The sequence below is a fragment of the Mesorhizobium sp. WSM4823 genome (genome assembly GCF_055811195.1).
The window spans coordinates 1-18926 of record NZ_JBVVQL010000026.1 but is presented as its reverse complement, the minus strand read 5'-3'; the positions used below and the strand labels follow the sequence as shown (position 1 = coordinate 18926).

General features: G+C 57.9%; 15 protein-coding genes. 6 read left to right on the top strand and 9 right to left on the bottom strand.

What is annotated here, in order from left to right:
- Window positions 1–441: 441 nt before the first annotated feature.
- Window positions 442–669: a hypothetical protein gene (locus AC0L26_RS31005; RefSeq protein ID WP_473635960.1), complete on the bottom strand. Its 228-nt coding sequence runs from the start codon at window positions 667–669 to the stop codon at window positions 442–444.
- Window positions 670–692: 23 nt separating this feature from the next.
- On the opposite strand from AC0L26_RS31005, the gene AC0L26_RS31000 reads away from it, so the two are divergent.
- Entirely contained in the window at window positions 693–809 is a 117-nt protein-coding gene (locus tag AC0L26_RS31000) for a LacI family DNA-binding transcriptional regulator (protein WP_473635959.1), read from the top strand.
- Window positions 810–1122: 313 nt separating this feature from the next.
- Here the strand turns inward: AC0L26_RS31000 and AC0L26_RS30995 are convergent, their stop codons facing one another.
- The 8 genes from AC0L26_RS30995 to AC0L26_RS30960 form a co-directional block, all read right to left on the bottom strand.
- Window positions 1123–2136, bottom strand: coding sequence for a 1-aminocyclopropane-1-carboxylate deaminase (locus tag AC0L26_RS30995; RefSeq protein WP_473635958.1), 1014 nt, complete (start codon window positions 2134–2136; stop codon window positions 1123–1125).
- 286 nt (window positions 2137–2422) lie between these two features.
- Window positions 2423–2743, bottom strand: a complete 321-nt coding sequence (locus AC0L26_RS30990) for an exopolysaccharide production repressor protein (RefSeq protein WP_473635957.1) — start codon at window positions 2741–2743, stop codon at window positions 2423–2425.
- A 33-nt stretch (window positions 2744–2776) separates the two neighbouring features.
- Complete coding sequence (fdxB, locus tag AC0L26_RS30985) at window positions 2777–3094, bottom strand: ferredoxin III, nif-specific (protein ID WP_473635956.1); 318 nt, start codon at window positions 3092–3094, stop codon at window positions 2777–2779.
- Window positions 3091–3294, bottom strand: coding sequence for a CCE_0567 family metalloprotein (locus tag AC0L26_RS30980; RefSeq protein WP_027162749.1), 204 nt, complete (start codon window positions 3292–3294; stop codon window positions 3091–3093). The genes fdxB and AC0L26_RS30980 overlap by 4 nt, the downstream gene beginning before the upstream one ends.
- A gap of 800 nt (window positions 3295–4094) precedes the next feature.
- Window positions 4095–5249, bottom strand: a complete 1155-nt coding sequence (locus AC0L26_RS30975; protein WP_473635955.1) for a TlpA disulfide reductase family protein — start codon at window positions 5247–5249, stop codon at window positions 4095–4097.
- Between the two features lie 695 nt (window positions 5250–5944).
- Window positions 5945–7942, bottom strand: a complete 1998-nt coding sequence (locus AC0L26_RS30970; RefSeq protein WP_473635954.1) for a class I tRNA ligase family protein — start codon at window positions 7940–7942, stop codon at window positions 5945–5947.
- A 317-nt stretch (window positions 7943–8259) separates the two neighbouring features.
- Window positions 8260–9039, bottom strand: a complete 780-nt coding sequence (locus tag AC0L26_RS30965) for a phytanoyl-CoA dioxygenase family protein (protein ID WP_473635953.1) — start codon at window positions 9037–9039, stop codon at window positions 8260–8262.
- Between the two features lie 547 nt (window positions 9040–9586).
- Window positions 9587–10930, bottom strand: a complete 1344-nt coding sequence (locus tag AC0L26_RS30960; RefSeq protein WP_473635952.1) for a lysine N(6)-hydroxylase/L-ornithine N(5)-oxygenase family protein — start codon at window positions 10928–10930, stop codon at window positions 9587–9589.
- Between the two features lie 1212 nt (window positions 10931–12142).
- On the opposite strand from AC0L26_RS30960, the gene AC0L26_RS30955 reads away from it, so the two are divergent.
- The 5 genes from AC0L26_RS30955 (at window position 12143) to tnpA (ending at window position 18759) form a co-directional block, all read left to right on the top strand.
- On the top strand, window positions 12143–12304 hold the full coding sequence (locus AC0L26_RS30955) for a hypothetical protein (protein ID WP_473635951.1): 162 nt from the start codon (window positions 12143–12145) through the stop codon (window positions 12302–12304).
- Window positions 12305–12812: 508 nt separating this feature from the next.
- Window positions 12813–13898, top strand: coding sequence for an HlyD family secretion protein (locus AC0L26_RS30950; RefSeq protein WP_473635971.1), 1086 nt, complete (start codon window positions 12813–12815; stop codon window positions 13896–13898).
- A 31-nt stretch (window positions 13899–13929) separates the two neighbouring features.
- A complete protein-coding gene (locus AC0L26_RS30945; RefSeq protein WP_473635950.1) occupies window positions 13930–16086 on the top strand; it encodes a peptidase domain-containing ABC transporter in 2157 nt (718 codons plus the stop codon).
- A 742-nt stretch (window positions 16087–16828) separates the two neighbouring features.
- A complete protein-coding gene (locus tag AC0L26_RS30940; protein ID WP_473635949.1) occupies window positions 16829–18052 on the top strand; it encodes an aminotransferase class I/II-fold pyridoxal phosphate-dependent enzyme in 1224 nt (407 codons plus the stop codon).
- 353 nt (window positions 18053–18405) lie between these two features.
- Entirely contained in the window at window positions 18406–18759 is a 354-nt protein-coding gene (tnpA, locus tag AC0L26_RS30935) for an IS66-like element accessory protein TnpA (protein WP_473635948.1), read from the top strand.
- Window positions 18760–18926 lie beyond the last annotated feature (167 nt).

Sequence of the window (18926 nt, the reverse complement as noted above, 5' to 3'; positions counted from 1 at the left end):
ATCGGCATCATTGAAGCCACGAATGACGACGTCATCGGCAATCGATGGTCGGCGCCTGCGTAAGCCGGCGCGGGCGCAGGCGCCTGCGCCGAAGCGATGTTGCGGATATCCTCCCCTGGCCCCCGCCTCGGCCCAATCAAAGGATACCTGATAGGCGCCCTTCGATCTGGCAATGCTCGTGCGCTTAGTGAATGCGCGTGCAGCTTGATAGCGATCGTCACAGCCTCAGTATCGACGCTTGACGAAATGGATCTGCTCGATCGCCGGAAAACAATCGAGCAGGTAGTTCAGCAAGGTCGATCTCATGTGCCGTCGAATTCAAAAGGCGGCTGCCGTCACGAAGGATGCGCGCAACCGCATCAAAGCGCCGGGGCAAAGCCATCCCTATGCATCAGGATGGCGAAAGTGTTGTTGAGGTCCCGAAAGCGCTGTCCGTTGAGGTCAGCCAGATTTGGCGCCTTCGCGTTGCAGCGCGCCACGCGGCTTCGGATCGCACAGCCGCAGCGCGTGGTGACATCGGGAAAAACGGCCGCGGCCGAACAAACTTGCCGATAGGGCGTCAGGCGGCGTGGAGATTTCTTGCAACATGTCAGGCCTCTCCTCGAAGGATCCGGAAACGTACGCCTCTTTTGCGCTGACATGCATTTGCACTTGGAAGACGTCATTCACGAATTGCATATGCGAGACGGCTGGTGAACAGGCCAACGATCGCCGATCTGGCGAAAGCCGCGGGCGTAAGTGTTTCCACGGTCAATCGGCTCTTGCAGGGAACTGGCAACTGCGACCGCAGACGGCCGACCTCATCTTGAGCGCAGCGCAGCAGATCGGCTTCCGCAGTTCGGGGCCGCTGCACGAACGCAGGCGGGACAATCTCCCGCATCGGCACTTGAGCTTTCTCATGTAGCAATCGCACTGGCCGCTCTGTCAGATCCGGACCGAGGCGCTTCTCGGTGCCTCCGCGCGACGTGCTCTTCGAGGAGGATCCTTCCCCCGAAGCGGTCGCGCCAATCTGCTCAAGATAGGCGAGAGCGCCGATGCAATCGCGGTGATCTCGGCCGACCTTCGGTCAAACTTGGCGCAGCGCTGTTACGGCGGGCACAGTACGCGGAGATCCGTCGAGCATCAGCCGTCGCGAAAAGTGTAGCCGTAGCCGTTGATCGCCGGCGCGCCGCCGAGATGGGTATAGAGGACGCGCGATCCCTCTGGAAAGAAACCTCTCTGCACGAGGTCGATCATTCCTTGCATCGATTTGCCCTCATAGACGGGGTCCGTAATCATGCCCTCGAGCCGAGCGCACAGCCGGATTGCTTCCTTCGTTTCTTCGGATGGAATGCCATAACGCGGATACGCGTACTCCTCGAGTAACACTACGTCATCTTCAGCAGGTTCAGTTCCGAGTTCGACGAGCATCGCTGTATGTTGCGCAATGCCAAGCACCTGCGCCTTTGTCTTGGCGGGAGTGGCGGAGGCATCGATACCAATCACGTTGCGCTGTCGACCGTCCGCGGCGAACCCGACGAGCATGCCGGCATGCGTTGAACCGGTAACCGTGCAAACGACAATGTAGTCGAAGGCAAACCCAAGCTGTTTCTCCTGAGCGCGCACCTCCTGGGCGAACCCGACATAGCCGAGGCCGCCGTATTTGTGGACAGAAGCCCCGGCTGGTATCGCATAAGGTCTGCCGCCCCTTGCGTTGACATCAGAGAGAGCTTTTTCCCAACTTTGGCGGATGCCGATGTCAAAGCCCTCGTCGACCAGGCGAACCTCTGCCCCCATGATGCGGCTCAAGAGAATATTGCCGACCCGGTCGTAGACGGCATCGTCATGTGGAACCCAGCTCTCCTGAACCAGGAGGCATTTCATGCCGATTTTGGCGGCGACCGCTGCTACCATCCGGGTGTGGTTGGACTGCACGCCGCCGACGGTGACGAGCGTGTCGGCATCTGACGCGATCGCATCGGGGATGATGTATTCAAGCTTACGCAGCTTGTTTCCGCCGCATGCGAGACCAGAGTTGCAGTCCTCGCGCTTGGCGTAGATTTCCACCTTGCCGCCCAGATGCTTGCCGAGCCGGTCGAGCTTCTCGACGGGGGTGGGTCCGAAGGTGAGCGGGTAGCGTGCGAACCTTTTCAGCATGTTTTCTCCAGTGGTAAAGTGATCGCCCTGAAACTAGCGGTGCACGAGCGCTTTTAAGAGTGGCGGCTGCATTCCAAAAGAGCGCCACTGTTGATGCTTTACGGCGCTTCGTTAGCCGTCGAGACGAACCACGCGGGTGCTTGTGCCCGCGAAAGAATGGGCGAAACTGCGTTCGATGGCAGTACGACCACCAGAACGCGGTCGCATCCGATTGTCTCATGCAATGATCAACTCAATATGGTGCGCAGAATCTGTAGGAAGCTGTGGCTTATATTGCCACGGCGCATCAAGGGAGGAGCAGCGCTATGCCGAGCATTTGATTGCGCTGGCGCAGATCTGAACGTTCATTCCTAACCTCATCATTATCTGACGACCGGAATTGAACTTCCTGGGAGCTATCGAAAAGCTCAGCCGTTTGCTCGCCGCGAACGCCGCTGGACCGCCAGATTAGAAATAGAACGCTCGTGAAATAAGCCACCTGGAGAAACAGCCAAAGGGCCAGCGTCGTGAAGACGGCCAGACGGATGGAATCCGATGCGAAGTAAACCGTCACAGCGTTGCCGCACAGGACCATCCCCAGGAGCCGACAAAAGATGATTAGGCGCAATGCGTTCTCCTGATTTCTCGTCAATCATGCTGCTCAGGCCGAGATCTGGTCGGCCGCGACATGAGTCTGGCAGTTCTTTGGGCAGACACGGGCGCAGGCTCCGCAGCCAATGCATCGGCCAGCATGGTCCACCACCATGATCATGCGATTGAGCTCACCATCGAAGTCGTCGTCACCGCCGTCGCAGGTGCCGAGGATTTCACCCGCGTCATCTACACCGTAAAGGTGCATGATTTCACGGGAGCAGACCTTGAAACAGCGCCCGCAGCCGATACAGATCTTGCCATCTATAGTCGTCAAATATTCCGGTACCCATCTGGAACCGTCACGCGTGATGAATGCGCTCGTCACTGTAAACTCTTCATTTTCGTGAGTTCTCTCCTGGCACCGTGCAACTCCGCATAGACGGCGTGCGCCTTCTCGGCCACTTCCTCTATCTCAGTCCATTTCACCGGAAGACCTTCAGCCAGGTCGCGCAGGTTCGTCTTAGCAATTGCTGCGCGCAGTTGAAGCTTTCGGACCTTCTTCACCATCTCATCCAAGTTCGACATGATCCTTCCTCGAAAATCGGTCTTTCACGCCCGCGCGATGTCACAATAGCTGCAGTCGCATCGTCGACCCAGTTTGGTTCCGTCCGCGACTTCCCGGAAAGTCTCGAATGCCCAACCGGCGGACGCCTCGACAGAAACGAACAGCTGCCGTCCGCGAAAAGCACGAGCCAGAGGCCCAGAAACTTTCAATGTTAGTTTCATCACACCTGAGCTCTCCTCGATCGCTATCTCCGCTGGCCTGAAAGCATAGTGCCTCCACATCCGGATCCGGATCCGGATTGCGAATGATCGGACTTGCGGCGCAGTTCCGTGAATAATGAAGCCGGCCAGCAGCTCGGTCCCCGATTTCCTTTGCATAAGCCCTGGGACTCCTGAGCATCGGAAAACCTCCAGAATTACTCCAACAAGGGCAAGGCGCTCGTTGTTGACGGCGGGCCAGGCGCAGTGAGAAATTTCGTTTCCTCAAATTCCAGTCCTCGTCCGCAACGGAGGATTTCTGCTTTCGGGTACGCTGAGTTCGGGCACACCTGCGCAACCGGCGGCTCGCGTGGGGGACCCGATTCAGGGCAATTGAGGTCTTCATGGCCGATCTCGAACACGTCCTGGACTGAGACGCCTTCAAAGACGTGGCAAAACGGCTCGAACTTCTCTTCCACGCCGTGTCCGCTTGTTGGTCACTAATGTCTGAGCCTATTTGCAGCAAACGATCCCGCCTCTAATGCTTGGGGCATACTTCCTGCCGGCGCCGCCGCAGAAATCGACCAGGTTCAATTCACGTATTCCTTTGTGATCTTTGCTCATCAGGCGGCTGCGGTTTGAGTTTCCGGAGCCTTAGTTTGTGGAACCACGCAGAGATCCGCGTAAGAGGCGTTCTCACCCGTGTAGTTGGCCAAGGCTTGGAGCAAGGGGGTAAGGTAGTACTGTTTGATGTGATCCGGCATTGGCTCCGGAAGGTCGAGCGATTTCAGCGCAACCTCGATCAGCTCGATCGCGCGAACCTTGTTGCCACACTCATAATGGTACTCAGCGACTGGAACGTACCAAACGAATTTAAGGGGGCCGTCGTTTTCTGGCGGACTCAGTGCCAAGATTTGTTCAGACAGCTCTTTGCCCATCGCGAAGCGCTCAGCAGGGGGAAGATGGGAGTTGTTCGTCGAGGGATCGAAGAGTTGCTTCAGGGCCATTACCATCCAGGACACGGCCTCAAACTTCTTGTCGATAGCGTCTCCGACAAGTTGGCGCATAACTGGCAACCCGGTCTCCATGTCGCGCATCTTGTGAAGCAGAAGATCCACATGAGTATGCCGCAACCCGTAATTGTCTGGCATCAAAGCGAGGCCTTCTTCGACGGCCGAGAGTGCCGCCTTCCATTCCTGCGCCTGCACCGCCGGCTGGAGTTTGGCGTATATGGGTTCGGTCAGCGCCAGTTCGCGCGCTGTGCGCTGGTTCCCATCGATCCGCCCTTTGTCGGCGGCTTTCGCTTCGTCGCTGCTGCGCCAGCTTCCTCCTATAACTCTGGGTAAAACGTCATCGAGTTCCGATGGGTGGCCGATGAATGCGATGCGGCCGTCGCGGTCCACCAGGAACGAGGCAGGAATCCCGAGAGAAGAACTCGCCTTCATCCAAAGCCTGTTCATTTCGCCTGTGTAATCGAAGGCAATCCGATAATTTAAATTGGGGAATCTCTGAACCAGCCAAGCATCCAAGCTCGTCCGCGTCTCCTCCGCGGTCGGGCCATCTTCGCTAGCTGCGACTCCGACCACCTCAAATCCGCTATTTTTAAATTTGTCCTGTAGCTGCATCAGATGGGGCATCGCCGCCACACAAGGTCCGCATCCAGTCGCCCAAAACTCAACAAGGTACACCTTGCCGGGTTGAAAGTTCGCGAGGGGCTTGCCACGGAGCCAGTTGCTGACTTTGATCTGAGGAGCCGGGGACTCGATACGCAACACCATGTTGTTCTCCAAAAGCTTTTCCCGGACCTCGTTAGCGTCCATAAGCGATCTGGCACTACCCTCAGGAACGGAACACACGGGAGGCCATCACACCTGTTGCGTGGTCTCATGCGGGTCAACCCACCATCGCCGCCCCTAAACGAGCAAAGGCCGTGCCAGCGCGCCTGGCACGCTGCAAACGCTTTATTGGCTTCGATAAGTCGAACAGAGCCAAGAGGACGGTTGTTTCCATCCCGACATGTTTTCTGCCGGCTGTCAGGTTTTGGACACGCATCTCTGGTGCGTAAATCGCTTAGAACAGCGAACAGCGCCGGGTCGATGAGGCCGGGCGTATCGAGTGCGAGCTGCCTGATATTGCGTATGCTGTTCCGCTAGACGGCGGATGCCGCATGCACCTTCCACTATTTTCATGACGGAGGTTCGGCAGCGTTGCATATTCCAGTGCCTCGACCATGGCGGGTTTGACCGTACTCGGACGGCAATCCCCAATGCCGGAGCGGTTGTTCAGCGCAGAGCCCACGCCGCCATTTGCAGCAGTAAGGACTGGAAGCTCGGCGTCAACCATTTGCTGGTTCAGTTGGCCAATCTGGTCTCAAGAGTTAGGTAGCGGCCTTCAGGCGCCAGCCGGCAGCGAGTAAAGACATTGTCTTCATCGGCTTTGATTGCCGCGCACCTCCGGTCGAGGTTCGGATAGCTCATACGCTCGCTGGGAATTTTTGGTTTTCTGACTTGGCATAGAACGCGAGCAGGGGTCCGAGATCAAAGATCGTCCCTGGCGCAAGTCGCCGCACGGACGTGGGCCATGTTTCGGGTGAGACGCCGTCAATGCCTCGCGCAAGCGTTGTGGCAAATCGGGGCATCAGCGGTGCGAGCGTATGCGCAAGGATAGCAGCGGCCGTTGCCTGAAGCGCGAGCCAAGTCCGGGTGCGGGCGAGATAGAGACTTCGCGCCACTGCATAGTCTTGCGCCTGACGGTAGATTACGCAATCGCGCACGAAATCGCAGGCCTGCACGGCCGCGCGACGGACCGAGAAGCCATCGTCCGAATAGGTGCGTTCCATCGCTGCGCGATGGTTCTCTATCCGAGCAAGGAAAGCGCGATCTGTGGGAGCCCAGTCGCCTGCGTCGGGCACACAGCCGCCAAAGTCCTGGTTGATTTCCCGGTGCAGCGCATCTAGCCAATTCAGCCAGATCCCCTGAAACACCTCATTCTCGGTGCGGCGTAGCGCGTCCAGCGTGAAGTTCGTCCGCTCACCTTCCGGGCGTGTCAGGCCCAAATGAAGTCGCACGACGTCGACTGTCTTTGGTCCCAGAACCTCCTTACCCCAGACCGCATGGCGGCGGCTGGTCGAGAACTTCTGCCCATCGAGCAGGTAGAACTCATTCACGTGATACCGGACTCGCGGGGTCCAGTGGGAGAACACCTCGGAATAAACAGCGGGGTAGAGTAGCGCGTGGTAGAAGGAATTGTCGAAACCGAAGAAATGGACAATCTGCCAGTCATTGCTGGGCATCTCCGCATTCCAGTCGCGCCCAATCATGCGAGCTAGCGTCTGGATGTTGTAAAGGAATCCGAAAGCCATCTCCGGCCAGACCCAGATCACCTGCCCCGGGAGCCCTTCCGCAGGCAGGCCCCAGTTCGAGGGGTGGGTAATGGGCACGGAAAAGTCGCCGCGTTGGCGTAGACGCGCGAAGAGGTCCATGATCCGAACGGGGGCGCCCGACGCTCTTAAATGCCGGTCTATATTGACATAGCACCGTTCCAGAGCAAGTTCGGGGCGGCGCACGGAGCCGACCAGCGGCGCCTCGGCCGAGTGCCGTGACCGGGCTGCACCCAGGTCGTGGCATAGGTTCGGCGCGCCGCATTCCTCGCAGATGTTGCCACCAGCGGAGGCGCCACAATCGGGGCAGAGGCCGCTTACATCCGACTCATAAAGGTAATCGCCTGTAACGGCGTCAAACAGCGCAGGGCTCTGGCTCTGATCTACCGCCGTGCTGCTCAGAAGACTGCGGAAACACGCAGCTTGAAAGTCGCCATAAGCGGCATCGCCCATCGTGTGCAGGAAGCTGTGGACCTCGCAGTCAAGAAGACTAAGCGTGGTGCGAATCTCGTCCGCGTAGTGGCGAGCCACCTTTTCGGGCGTCGATTGATCGGCATCGGCACGCGTCACAACGTAACTCTGGTAATCGTCGCTCCCAGTCAGGTGGTAGGCTTCGGCCCCCTTCATGCGCAGGAAACGCGTGTAGACATCTGCACCCAAATATGGACCAGAAAGATGCCCCAGATGCAGATCGCCATTAGGCGTCGGCGGCGTGGAGAAGACGAAGATCGGCCGGCGGGGAGCCGCCACCTGTGCAGCGGCATCCAGGGCGGACTTGCCGTCACGCCAGTAGACATCCACGAAGTCTAGATCTTCGTCCCCATCGTTGCACAGTACATGCGCTTCAAAAGGGTGAAACAGAACGATATCGCCGGCTTTGATCGAGATTTCGCCCAGGTCGGTCCTGACCTTGCCCGCTCCAGACAGGACCACGAAAGCCTCGATTTCGTCGTGCCGATGGGGCTCGGATGTGACGCCCGGTGCCACCTTGCCAAATGAAAAACCGGTGCCCGCGCTTCCCATCCCAAGCGTGGCCATGTCGATACCGAACGCCCGCGACAGTTCCGTTCGAGAAAACGTGGATTTGCGCATAACGAACCTCAGCTGTTCAAGCAGTGGTATCTTCGGCCGCCAACGCAAAGCCTCTGCCGCAAGTCACGAAGAGAGGCGGCAGCCCGGACCCGTTGGCGCTCCCGCCAGAATAATCCAACTCTAGCCCCCAGGCGGGCCAAGACGGGCACTCCAGTACGGTTTTAGGCGTCATCGCCCGGCGACCACCCCACAATCGTCGTGCCAAAGCCGTGACGGCTACGGCGCTGCTCCAGCAGCCCACAATCGAAAACGCAATGCTCTCCGCATTTTGAGCAGCCGATCAGTTTCCTGTGCATGCCTCGCCTAGCTGCGTGAGTTCAATCGCGATAGAAAATGCCGTTTGGCGGCTTGAGATTGTCTAGATCGGCCACTTTGCCCTCTGGCGGATTAACGGCGCGCTTAAGCACATTATATTCGGCGCGGGTCGGCCCACCGGTTGAAGCACGCTGGAAGACCAAGTAGAGCGTCCGCCGCGAACGGTTGCTCTTGTTCGGTTGCGAGCAATGCGGTGCGTAATCGTCGAAGATGAAGATGTCGCCAGCCTTCCATATTACTGGTTCCCAGGATAACGTTTCGGCGACCTCAGGATCAATCACGCCACAGGCATCCATGGGAAAGATCCCCTTCTTGTGGTTGCCGGGGCTGAAGAAAAGGCCGCCGTTGCGCGGGTCGGAGTCATCGATGCCTACCGCAACGACCGCATGGACCATCCGGTCGGGCAGTCCGTGTGGAATGTGATAGATGTCCTGATGCGGGCGATAGCCGCCGCTGTCGGGATAGTGGAAAATCAGCAACTCCTTGAGCCTGCTCGACCGTTCATCAAGCAGCTCCTCGACGGCAGCCTCTATGCGCTGATCGTCGAGGAGCAGATGACGCAATGGATCATGGAAGTCGAGAATATTCTCGGCCTTCGAGGTGATCTTTCGATTATCCGTCGTCTTCTCGAACCACATGAGCCATTTTTCATCGCTGACCTCCCAGCGTGATACGTCTTCAACAAAACTGGAAATGCGTTCCACAGCCACGGCATCGAAAAACCTTTCGAGCCTGACATAGCCGTCCTTATGCCACTTTTCTCTTTGTGCATCAGTCAACATGCGAAAAGCCTCCTGTTCGTAGGACGGTGGTGTAACATCCCGCTTATGGCAGTCGGGCTCGGGTCAGGCTGTGCATCGACGCAGCGCTACTCCACGGCATCTGGGGCGGCGGTGCTAAGCACGTTCCGCTCTGGGTATGTTGCGGGGCTTCGTTGTCCCTCCTCACTGGAGAGATCGTCGAGGCTTGTAAACATCTGCGGGGCAGTACGTCTGAAGGGTACACGGCCGACCATGCTGTTGATGATGCGACTGCTCGGTCGGCGACCTTTCGTGCAGTCTGACCCAGCGCAAGCCGTGTCCCACACACGTTAATGCGACACGGTCCCATTGAGGCTGGGCGATCAGGGCCGGCACATGCGCGACATGAGCTCCACCGATGAGCCACGAGGCCCACTGCTACGGGTCGGTACCCTCCGCTGAGCGTCGACCCAGCAATGGCCACCAGGGCCACTGCGCATTTTCGAGTGAGCGACCTGCTAAGGTCTTTGCGGCCGAAGGGGAAATGCTCGCCCGCGGAGTCATGAGATGGGCAGCTGAGTCCACCATTTCAGTTACGATGTTTTCGGAGAAGGCTCCGGCTTTCGCTACGGCGAAGGCCGACATCGTTCCTTGGATGCTGATGATCCGTAGTCGGCAGGTCATATCCCGCCGCCCATTTCTGCAACGGGGTCGATCCAGCTGTCGACGGCGGTAGAGCTGATGAAGCCGGGATGCTCACAGTCGGCGCGCGTCCCAGAAGGCTGTCGAGGATTCGACGCGCTCGCCAGGCCAGTAGGCTTAGATTCGGATCAGCCAGCCCGCGCTGCCCGAGGCTCGCGTTTTGTACGAAGATGCGTCTGTCACACGGTCCATCCCAGCTCACCGAAAAATCGTCGCCAATGGCCAGTTCATTGTCGACCTTTTCCAGCCGGTCCGCCATTGGTTCCAGGAAGGCTGGTATCGCGTTCTCGTAACCGGTGGCCAGGATGACGATGTCGGCCGTGACTTCTTCGAACTCGTCCATGCCGTGCCGCAGGGTCAGCCTGTGAGCCGCGCCGGCATTGGTGCAGTGCAAGACCGTGCAGCCCGGCCGCAGTGCGATTGCGCATCGGTTTGGCTCAAGAAATGCGTGGCGGTACAGCGCCCGATAAACAGCGCGCAAAGTGCTTTCCGAAATGCCGTCCGAAGCAAGCATAAAACGCCGCAGGAACAGCCTGCGGTGTGACTCGCTCATAGCCGCAAAACGATCCGAAAAGCAGGGCATGAACAACTCGTTTGTGAACGGGCTGTCGTCGAGGGGCAGGTAGTTTTCGCGTTGCGAGGCCCAAGTGATTGAGGCAGGCCGCCCTTCTTCCGGCAGGCCGACAAGATGCAACAGCACCTCGGCTCCCGACTGTCCCCCGCCGACCACGCAGACACGCTTTTTGTGCACCTCAGGGTGGATGTGCAGTAATTCAGATGAGTGGAACAGATTGCGTCCAGTCCACCCCTTAAACTGAGGCGGAACTTTCGCCTGCTTGCCAATGCCGATCACGACGTTTCTGGCGCCGAGAGCCGCGTTATCCGTGCGCACCCGAAACTCGCCGTCAAAGCGAATTTCGCGCACCGTCTGGCCGCCCCGGATAAGCGGGTTCCTTTGGAAGGCCCAGCTCAGATATTGCTCGAACTCAGCTCTGAGCACGGCCTCGAACTGTGCATTCAGGAAATGGTAGAGACGCCCGTTCTCGTGCAGGTAGTTTATGAAAGTGTAGGCTGATCGCGGATTCACGAGCGTGACCAGATCCTTGAAGTGGCTGACCTGGAGCTCCGAGGAATCGAATGCGCTGCCTGGGTACCAGCGGAAGTCGACTTGCCGATCCAGGAACAGGGCCCCTTGCCCTATTTGCTCGTGTATCTGACACGCAAGGCTCAAATTGGACGGCCCGGCACCCACTCCAATGCAAGAGAGCTCTACTTGCCCTGCTCGTGTAGGTGTTTCCCAATCAGGCGATGATCGGGGCGAATATCGGCCGCTTGGTTTACGCTCCACACGGGCATTCTCCTCCGCGCCGCTGGAGTTGCTAGAAGCTTTCGAGTGGTCAGCTGTGAAGCCCTTGGATCCCAGCATAGTGGTGAGATCGGCACTCATGTCGGCGAGGTGTGGGGCGGCGCGATCGAGGGCCCGCTGCCCGCTTCGAATGATCGCGTCTCGGTCAGCGAGATGCTTTCCAAGCTTATCCCGTGTTTTAATCGGGCGCAGTCGCTCCCTCCAAGATAAGCCGCCGACGTTTGAGCAGCTTGGGGATTCGCGAGGGCGCGGTCTCGAATACGGCGATAGCATTCTTCCGTGGGCCTGATCATAGGAGGCATCCTTAATGTGTTCAGAAGGACCCTTGCATCTAGCGTGCCACAACGAAATTGACCGATATCGGACAGTGAGGGGTAAACCATACGCCGGGCAAGGCCCAAGCGGCCGATCGGTCGAGTTGCGTCATGGCAGGCAACTATGACCCAGTGGACACAGCCTCGGTTGCTTAGGCCGTCCGGCCTCTGTCCGACACCGGGTCCTGACCTCATTGCCAACCCAACGCGACGACTTAGTCCTGCTGGCGGTTTTCCGGTTGTCGGGTCCGCCATCCGCGATGCTTTGCTGGTGACACGCGCGCACTCCATGTAGCCGTTGAATCTGCTGAACAGGGTTCTAAGACGCTCCCCGTGGGATTGGGATGTCTTTTTGAGGTTCTCTTTGCTTGGCACCACACGCCGCCGAACGGCATCACGGATTCATTCTCTTGGGCTGAGAGGAGGACCGGCGATCTGCCGGCCGACAGCATCGTTACTGATGTGCCTGTTCTCTACGGGAACAATGAAGCCTACGTGTACGGAAGAGAGCATCCTCTCCAGACGATCAGAACGACTTTGGTAGGCTGTTGTCGGGTTTGTCGAGTTTGTCGAATTCGCGACATGTTGATGTTCGGCCCGATGTGTGGCCGCGTTCGCAACTAAGCCTCTAACGATGCGCAAGCGCTGTTTGGAGTTTCCTGTACAGTTGGCACGACATTTGATGATCTCCTTGTGCGGCGGCACACGCCGCTACGGTGCAGCTATTGTTTCATCCCGTGATTCAAGCTCTAGGAAAGAAAAAATGAAGACCAATATGCAAGACTATGGTGTGACCGAGTTAACGCGCGAAGAAGCGTGTGCAACGTCCGGAGGGTGGTTCTGGCTGGCGTCGGCAATATTTGGCGGAATTGCTGCGATAGCTCTTGGTATAGCAGCTGTGATAGAATATGTTAAGCATCATTAAGAGATTTATTTTATTCGAGACTGCTCTGGGGTTGACCTCGGTCATCTCCAGGCAGTTGTCGGCTGGGCTTGCCGGCAGCGTGATGTTCGGCCGACGCACTCTCAGTTGGATTGGGAATAAAGCTACAGAACGCCTTTTTGGCCTCTATTTGCATGGTCGGCATGGGTATCGCCGCCATTGGACGCGGGGGAGTGCTGCCAAACGGCAGAATGATGGCCGACATTCATCGTTTTGAAAAAGGAAACCAATGAATACCGAGAACATCAGTATACGGATTGACCGAGTCAATCCGAGAAGCGGGATCGGCAACTTCCGGTGGTCTTTGGTTCATGGCCTTAGTTTCTGCGGTAGGATTCGTTGTTTTACGCGCCGAAGACATGGTGGATAATTGGCGACATCATCGACCAATATCATTGTAACCAGCGAGATCGGCATCATTATCTCACTTGTTCCTGAGCTCGCCAACTGCACTGCAGAGAGCATCCTTTCTCGAGGATCAGAGAGAGCTTTGATCATCTACAAGATTATCGTGCTCTCTGTGGCTGCGGCCTTGGCGTCGCTGCCTTTCATCACCGTAATGCTATCTTTCCAAAGTGCCGGTATTATTCGACCCACCGTTGAGAAGACGCCCCTAGTTGCACCAGTCTCCGGACGCATCTCCCGCATCCTTGCAATTGAAAACGATCTGGTTGCCCAGGGGCAAGAGATCCTAGCCGTCGATGACGAGGTTATTCAGGAAAAGCTCAGCGCGCTGACAGGCGATCTTCGTGCAAAGAGCGATCTTGCCCGTGACCTCGAAACCCTGATCTCCTCCGGTACGCAAGCCGACGACCCGATCCGCCTCTTGACCGCGTCCGCCAGAGCCGAACACGCACATTTCCTCAACTTGCTGCGGGAGAACAGATATGCCCGCAGTAATGCCGCCGCGGAACTCGAGCGTGCTAAGCGACTGCTCTCCGCTGCTGTAGCGCCCGGAAAAGCCGTTGAGGAAAAGGCTTTCGCCCTTCAGACAATTGAGGTTCAGGGCGAGATCCTCGCGCGGCGCAAATCCGCCGAATGGAACCAGCAGCTTTTTGATGTCAACCTACGGCGCAGGGAGCTCACGGCCGACTTGCATCAGCTGGAGAACGAACGGGATCTGACACGCATTCGAGCCCCCGTGGCAGGCGCTCTCCAGCAGTTCACAGCTCTCAGCCCAGGCAGCTATGTCCAGGCCGGGCAAACGGTCGCTTGGGTTTCGCCCGATGGTGAATTGGTGGCGGAAATCTACGTTTCGCCCAGCGATATCGGTTTCGTGCGCCCAGGCCAGTGGGTGCATCTCCAAGTGGATGCATTCAACCCCAATCAATGGGGTCTCATAGACGCGAGAGTGCTGAACGTGGCGGAGGACTTTTCTCTCCATGACGGGAGCCCGGTTTTCCTGGTCCGTTGCGCGCTGTCTCGTCGCCATCTCACCCTCAAGCACGGGGCGATCGGTCACCTGAAGAAAGGGATGACCGTGCGGGCCCGCTTCCTCCTGGGCGACCAGACTCTCCTGCAACTCCTCTACAATGAGGTCGATGATTGGCTCAATCCGCTCTTGGCGGGACACTGATCCGACATTCCAAACAGCCAGCCGAGCCACCATGTCGAGCAAAGTCATCAAGTTCAAGCAGCGCGACATCACGGATTGCGGGGCGACCTGCCTTGCTTCTGTGGCGGCCTTCTATGGGTACAAGCTGCCATTGCCGCGGATCCGGCAGTATGCCTCGACCGGACGCTCCGGCACGACGGTGATGGGGCTAATGGAAGCGGCCCGGAAGCTGGGCTTTATTGCCAAGGGGGTGAAGGGTGGCTTCGACAGCCTATACAAGATCCCCAAGCCCGCCATCGCGCACGTAATCGTCAACGAGGTTCTGCACCATTTCGTCGTAATCCAGGCGATCGATGCTAGGTGGGTCATCATCATGGACCCAGCCTATGGTGAAATCCGCAAACTAGCGCACGAGGAATTCAAAAAGCAGTGGACTGGCGCCCTGGTGCTCCTGGCTCCTGCAGACACCTTCAAGCGCGGCGACGAGACCACCTCACCACTACTTCGATTCGCGCGTCTGCTTGCGTCACACAAGGCTGCGATGTCGCAGGCTCTCGTGGGGGCGCTGGTGACCACGATCCTTGGCCTCTCGACGGCCATTTATGTCCAGAAGATCGTCGACCATGTGATTACAGGGGGCAACCGCAATCTGCTCAACCTGATGAGCGTCGCCATGCTGCTGATCTTGGTTGTGCAGATCCTGGTCGATCTCCTCAGAAACCGGCTCGTGCTGCAAACGGGGCAGAAGATCGACGTCCAGCTGATCCTCGGCTACTACAATCACATCCTGAGCTTGCCTCAGAACTTCTTCGACAGCATGCGCATGGGCGAAATCATCTCCCGCATGAATGACGCGGTGAAGATCAGGAGCGTCCTGAACGACGTCTCGATCAACATGTTCGTCGACGTGCTAACGATACTGTTCTCGTTAGGGCTGATGTTCCTCTACTCGTGGAAGATCGCCTTGGTCGTGGCGGTCTCCATCCCCTTGTACCTCTCAGTCTATTGGACCATTAACCGGCTGAATAGGGGCCGCCAGCGCGCTGTGATGGTGAGCGCTGCCGAACTGCAGACGCAACTGGTGGAATCACTCGGAGCTGTCTCCACGATCAAGACCTCCGGTATGGAGAGCTTTGCCAACTTTAAGATGGAGACCCGCTTCATTAAAATGCTGCACTCCGTCTACAGCTCCGGCCTGATCTCGATCTTTGGAAACAGCACCTCGACTTTCCTCGCAACTCTATTCACCATCATGCTGATGTGGTACGGAACGACGCTTGCCCTGGATCAAACCGTCACACCCGGCGAATTACTGTCCTGCTATACCTTGCTGGGCTATGTCACCCGGCCGGTTGCCAGCCTCATCCAGACCAACCGGGTCGTTCAGGATGCTTTTATAGCGGCAGATCGCCTGTTCGATATATTCGACCTGGAGCCGGAAAGCGGTGGGGGCATCGACGCCACCAAATGCGGCATTGGCGACATCCACCTGGGGAATGTCACGTTCCGCTATGGCGGGCAGCTGGACCTTTTCCAGGATCTTAGCGTCACCTTCCCCCGCGGGGGAATGACTGCGGTTGTGGGTGAAAGTGGCTCGGGCAAGAGCACCCTTGCGGCGCTGCTGCAGAATGTCTACCCCCTTGAGGGTGGGCACATCCGGATTGGCCCCTATGCTATCCAAGACCTCTCGACCGTATCCCTGCGCAAGGTCGTCGCTGCGGTGCCCCAATCGATCGACGTGTTCTCGGGATCGGTCATCGACAACATCGCAATTGGCGAATTCGAGCCGGACATCGAGAAGATCCATCGCATCTGCGCTCAAACAGGGCTGAGGGATGTGATCGAGCGCTGGCCGGGTGGCTTCCAGGCCTATCTCGGCGAGAACGGCGTGCGCCTCTCCGGGGGCGAGAAGCAGCGCCTAGCGTTGGCTCGTGCTTTGTACCGGGATCCGGAGATCCTGATCCTCGATGAAGCGACGTCATCACTCGACTCCGTCGGCGAGGCGTTTGTCCTACGCGTGGTTGAGGATCTGCGTCGAAACGGCAAGACTGTCGTCGTCATCTCTCATCGACTGAGCACCATCCGTGGGGCCGACAAAATAGTCGTCTTAGAAAAGGGGCGGGTCGTTGCGGAGGGAAAGCATGCTGATCTGGTGACAAGTGAAGGCGCCTACACCCGCTTGTGGCGAGCGCAAACTGAATCCAGCTAACAGCTGGGGTGAGGCTTGATCGCAGAATCTCCCAAGGCCATAAGCTAGACTAGGGTGGCGTAATGTTGTTGCTGTCCGGCCTCAGGGGCGCACTCCAAATCAGCGGCCGCCCGTCGCCTCATGGGATCTTTGTATCATGCGGGCGGTCTGCCTTCGCCGCGCGGAGCTGATTAGAATTGCGCAGCCGGGGCGAACGCGAATGGCACTTCGCGGTTTGATGGGGTGATCAGACCAGATTCTTGAAGCCCCAGGACGGGTCTCATCGATTTCGTAATGGTGGGCAATGTTGGTTATGGTCCACGCCTCGCACTGCCCGCGAAAGCTCTTGCCGCCCGGCAAGTCGGCTGGAAGACCCGTTCTTAAGAGCCCGCCGCCTTTATGAAGGTAGAACCTGAATCCCCGTCGCGATCGGTCTGGGGTCGAGTTTTTAGTCGCAGCCAGAACCAGCCAGCGCGCGGGAGCCACGATCGCCATTCGCAGCTTGCGGCACGAAAATAGCCTGGACCCCTATCCCGCTCAATAGTACAGAACCCGCGGTTTTCTCGAATATCCTCCGAACTCGCAGCTGACGCGCTTGTCAGGTTTGTCGAGCCAACGACCTAGCGGGCCCTGCCTGTTTGCTCTGCGTCCTGATCAAATCGTTGACAGACATGGAGAAGATTTAGTTCAGCCTCCTTTCCGCAATGTTGGCACAAATTTTGAAGAGACACATTGGCTACGCGGCGGGTTCCGATGATCGACAATGGCAATGGAGAGTGATTTGGAAAAGCGGAGATTTCGTGATCTTGCAAGGGTGATTGAGAAATCCAGATCAGATCTCGACTATGCGTACTCGAAAGGAATAATGACACTGTATGCTCGCTCGCTTGAAGGGCGACACGTGGAGCTCGAGCCGGGACGGTCGGTCATAGAATTCGCGAGAGGCAGCTATCTCGGGCTTGATAACCATCCGATGATCGTGGATGCTGCGATAGCAGCATTAGGGTCGTATCGTTCGATACAGTGGTCCGGTGCACGCACGAGACTGAATTTCTCTCTAACCCGAGATCTCGAATGCAGCTTATCTGAACTTTTCGAAGCTCGGGTTGTTGTATACTCGTTGGTTCTAACAGCCAACATGAGCGCGCTCCCGTTACTCGCATGCGGGGCTTTCACCAGAGGACGCAAGCCGGTACTTGTGTTCGACCGATTTGCCCATGCCACTTTGGCATACCACAAGGCTGTTATGGCCGAAGATACAGAGGTTCTGCAAATTAGGCACAACGACGTTGAGGAACTGGAGGGTATCTGTCGGAAACACACGTGCGTCGCCTACATATGCGATGGTGTGTACTCAATGGGCGGAAATGCCCCGATCAGTGAGCTTTTGCGTCTCCAAGAACGCTATGGGCTATTCATCTACATCGACGATGCGCATGGCATCTCAATCCGGGGCAGGCATGGCCAAGGATATGCCAAATCCCAAATTACAGATCTAGGCGAAAACACAATCATCGCGGCTTCTTTGAGCAAAGGCTTCGGAGTGACTGGCGGTATTCTCATGCTTGGGACTGGAGAGCAGGAGAAACTGCTTAGACGTTACGCCGTCCCGCATGCATTCTCAATGGGGCCAGACTTGGCCGGAATTGCAGGTGCCTTAGCATCAGCAGAGATTCATCGTTCTGCGGAGCTGGGTGAGCGCCAGGCTCGCCTGAGTAGGGTTGTTCAATGTTTTGATGAGAAAATGCCGACGCAATCGTCAGGAGACGGAATGCCAATCCGGATGGTCCCGATTGGTGCGTCTCGGGCAGCGGTGGATACGGCAGCAGAGCTACTGCAACGTGGCTTTTATGTAGCCGCAGCATTTTATCCGACGGTGCCCCGCGACAACGCTGCTTTGCGCGTATGCCTGACCGCGGACCATAGTTTGGAAGAGGTCACCCAGCTTTGTGCGTCAATCCGAGACATAGCTAGTGCGTGTCCATAAAGCGCGGGTGGGGCGATCCGCATTTGAATCATGAATTGGAAAGGAGCGGCCTCAAGGGTCGAAGACATGCTCAAAAGCATGTGGGTCTATCGCAAGCTGCGCAACTTCCGCCTTCCGCCGGCATCGAGGCCGGCATCCCTTGCCTCAAGTTGCCTACCGTCCAGGGCTGCGCGCGGCGGTGACCGACGATGTGGGTAATCGAAGCTTCACCGGATGGGGTACGCTGATCGCTGATCCGCTCTTTCCGGCGGAGCATCGGTACGCCTCCGGCGAAGGCCGCCTTGCGGGAGGATGGCACGGTAGCGAGGCTGCGCTCTTAAGGTCGTCCTTACGAGCGTAGTTAGCAGCACAGCATGAGCCATGTGACGTTATTGACCGGGCCGGAGCGGCGGCGTCGTTGGAGTGAAGAGGATCAGTGCCGGATCTTGGCCGCGGCATTCGCGCCCGGGTCCACGGTGGCGGCGGTGGCGCGTCAGTACGATGTCGCGACCAGCCTGATCTATAAGTGGCGCCGCACAGTCAGAGCCCGCGAGACGGGCTTTGCCGAAGTTGTCGTGGTTCCCGATAAGCCTGTCGCCGCTTCGGTGCCGGCGGCGGCCCCAGCGGTGATCGAGCTGGAGATCGCCGGCAAGGTGCGGCTGCGGATTCCGCTGACCACGCCGCCGGCACTGGCGGCGGCGATGGTGAAGGCGCTGGGCGTTTCATGATCCCGGTTCCGAGCCAGGTGCGGATCTGGTTGGCAGTCGGCCAGACCGATATGCGTCGCGGAATGCAGGGGCTCGCTCTGCAGGTTCAGGGTACGCATCCGGTGAAGACCGCAGACGTGCGTATCCGGTGGCCATGAGGACCTGAGCACCGGGTCAAGCTTTCGATG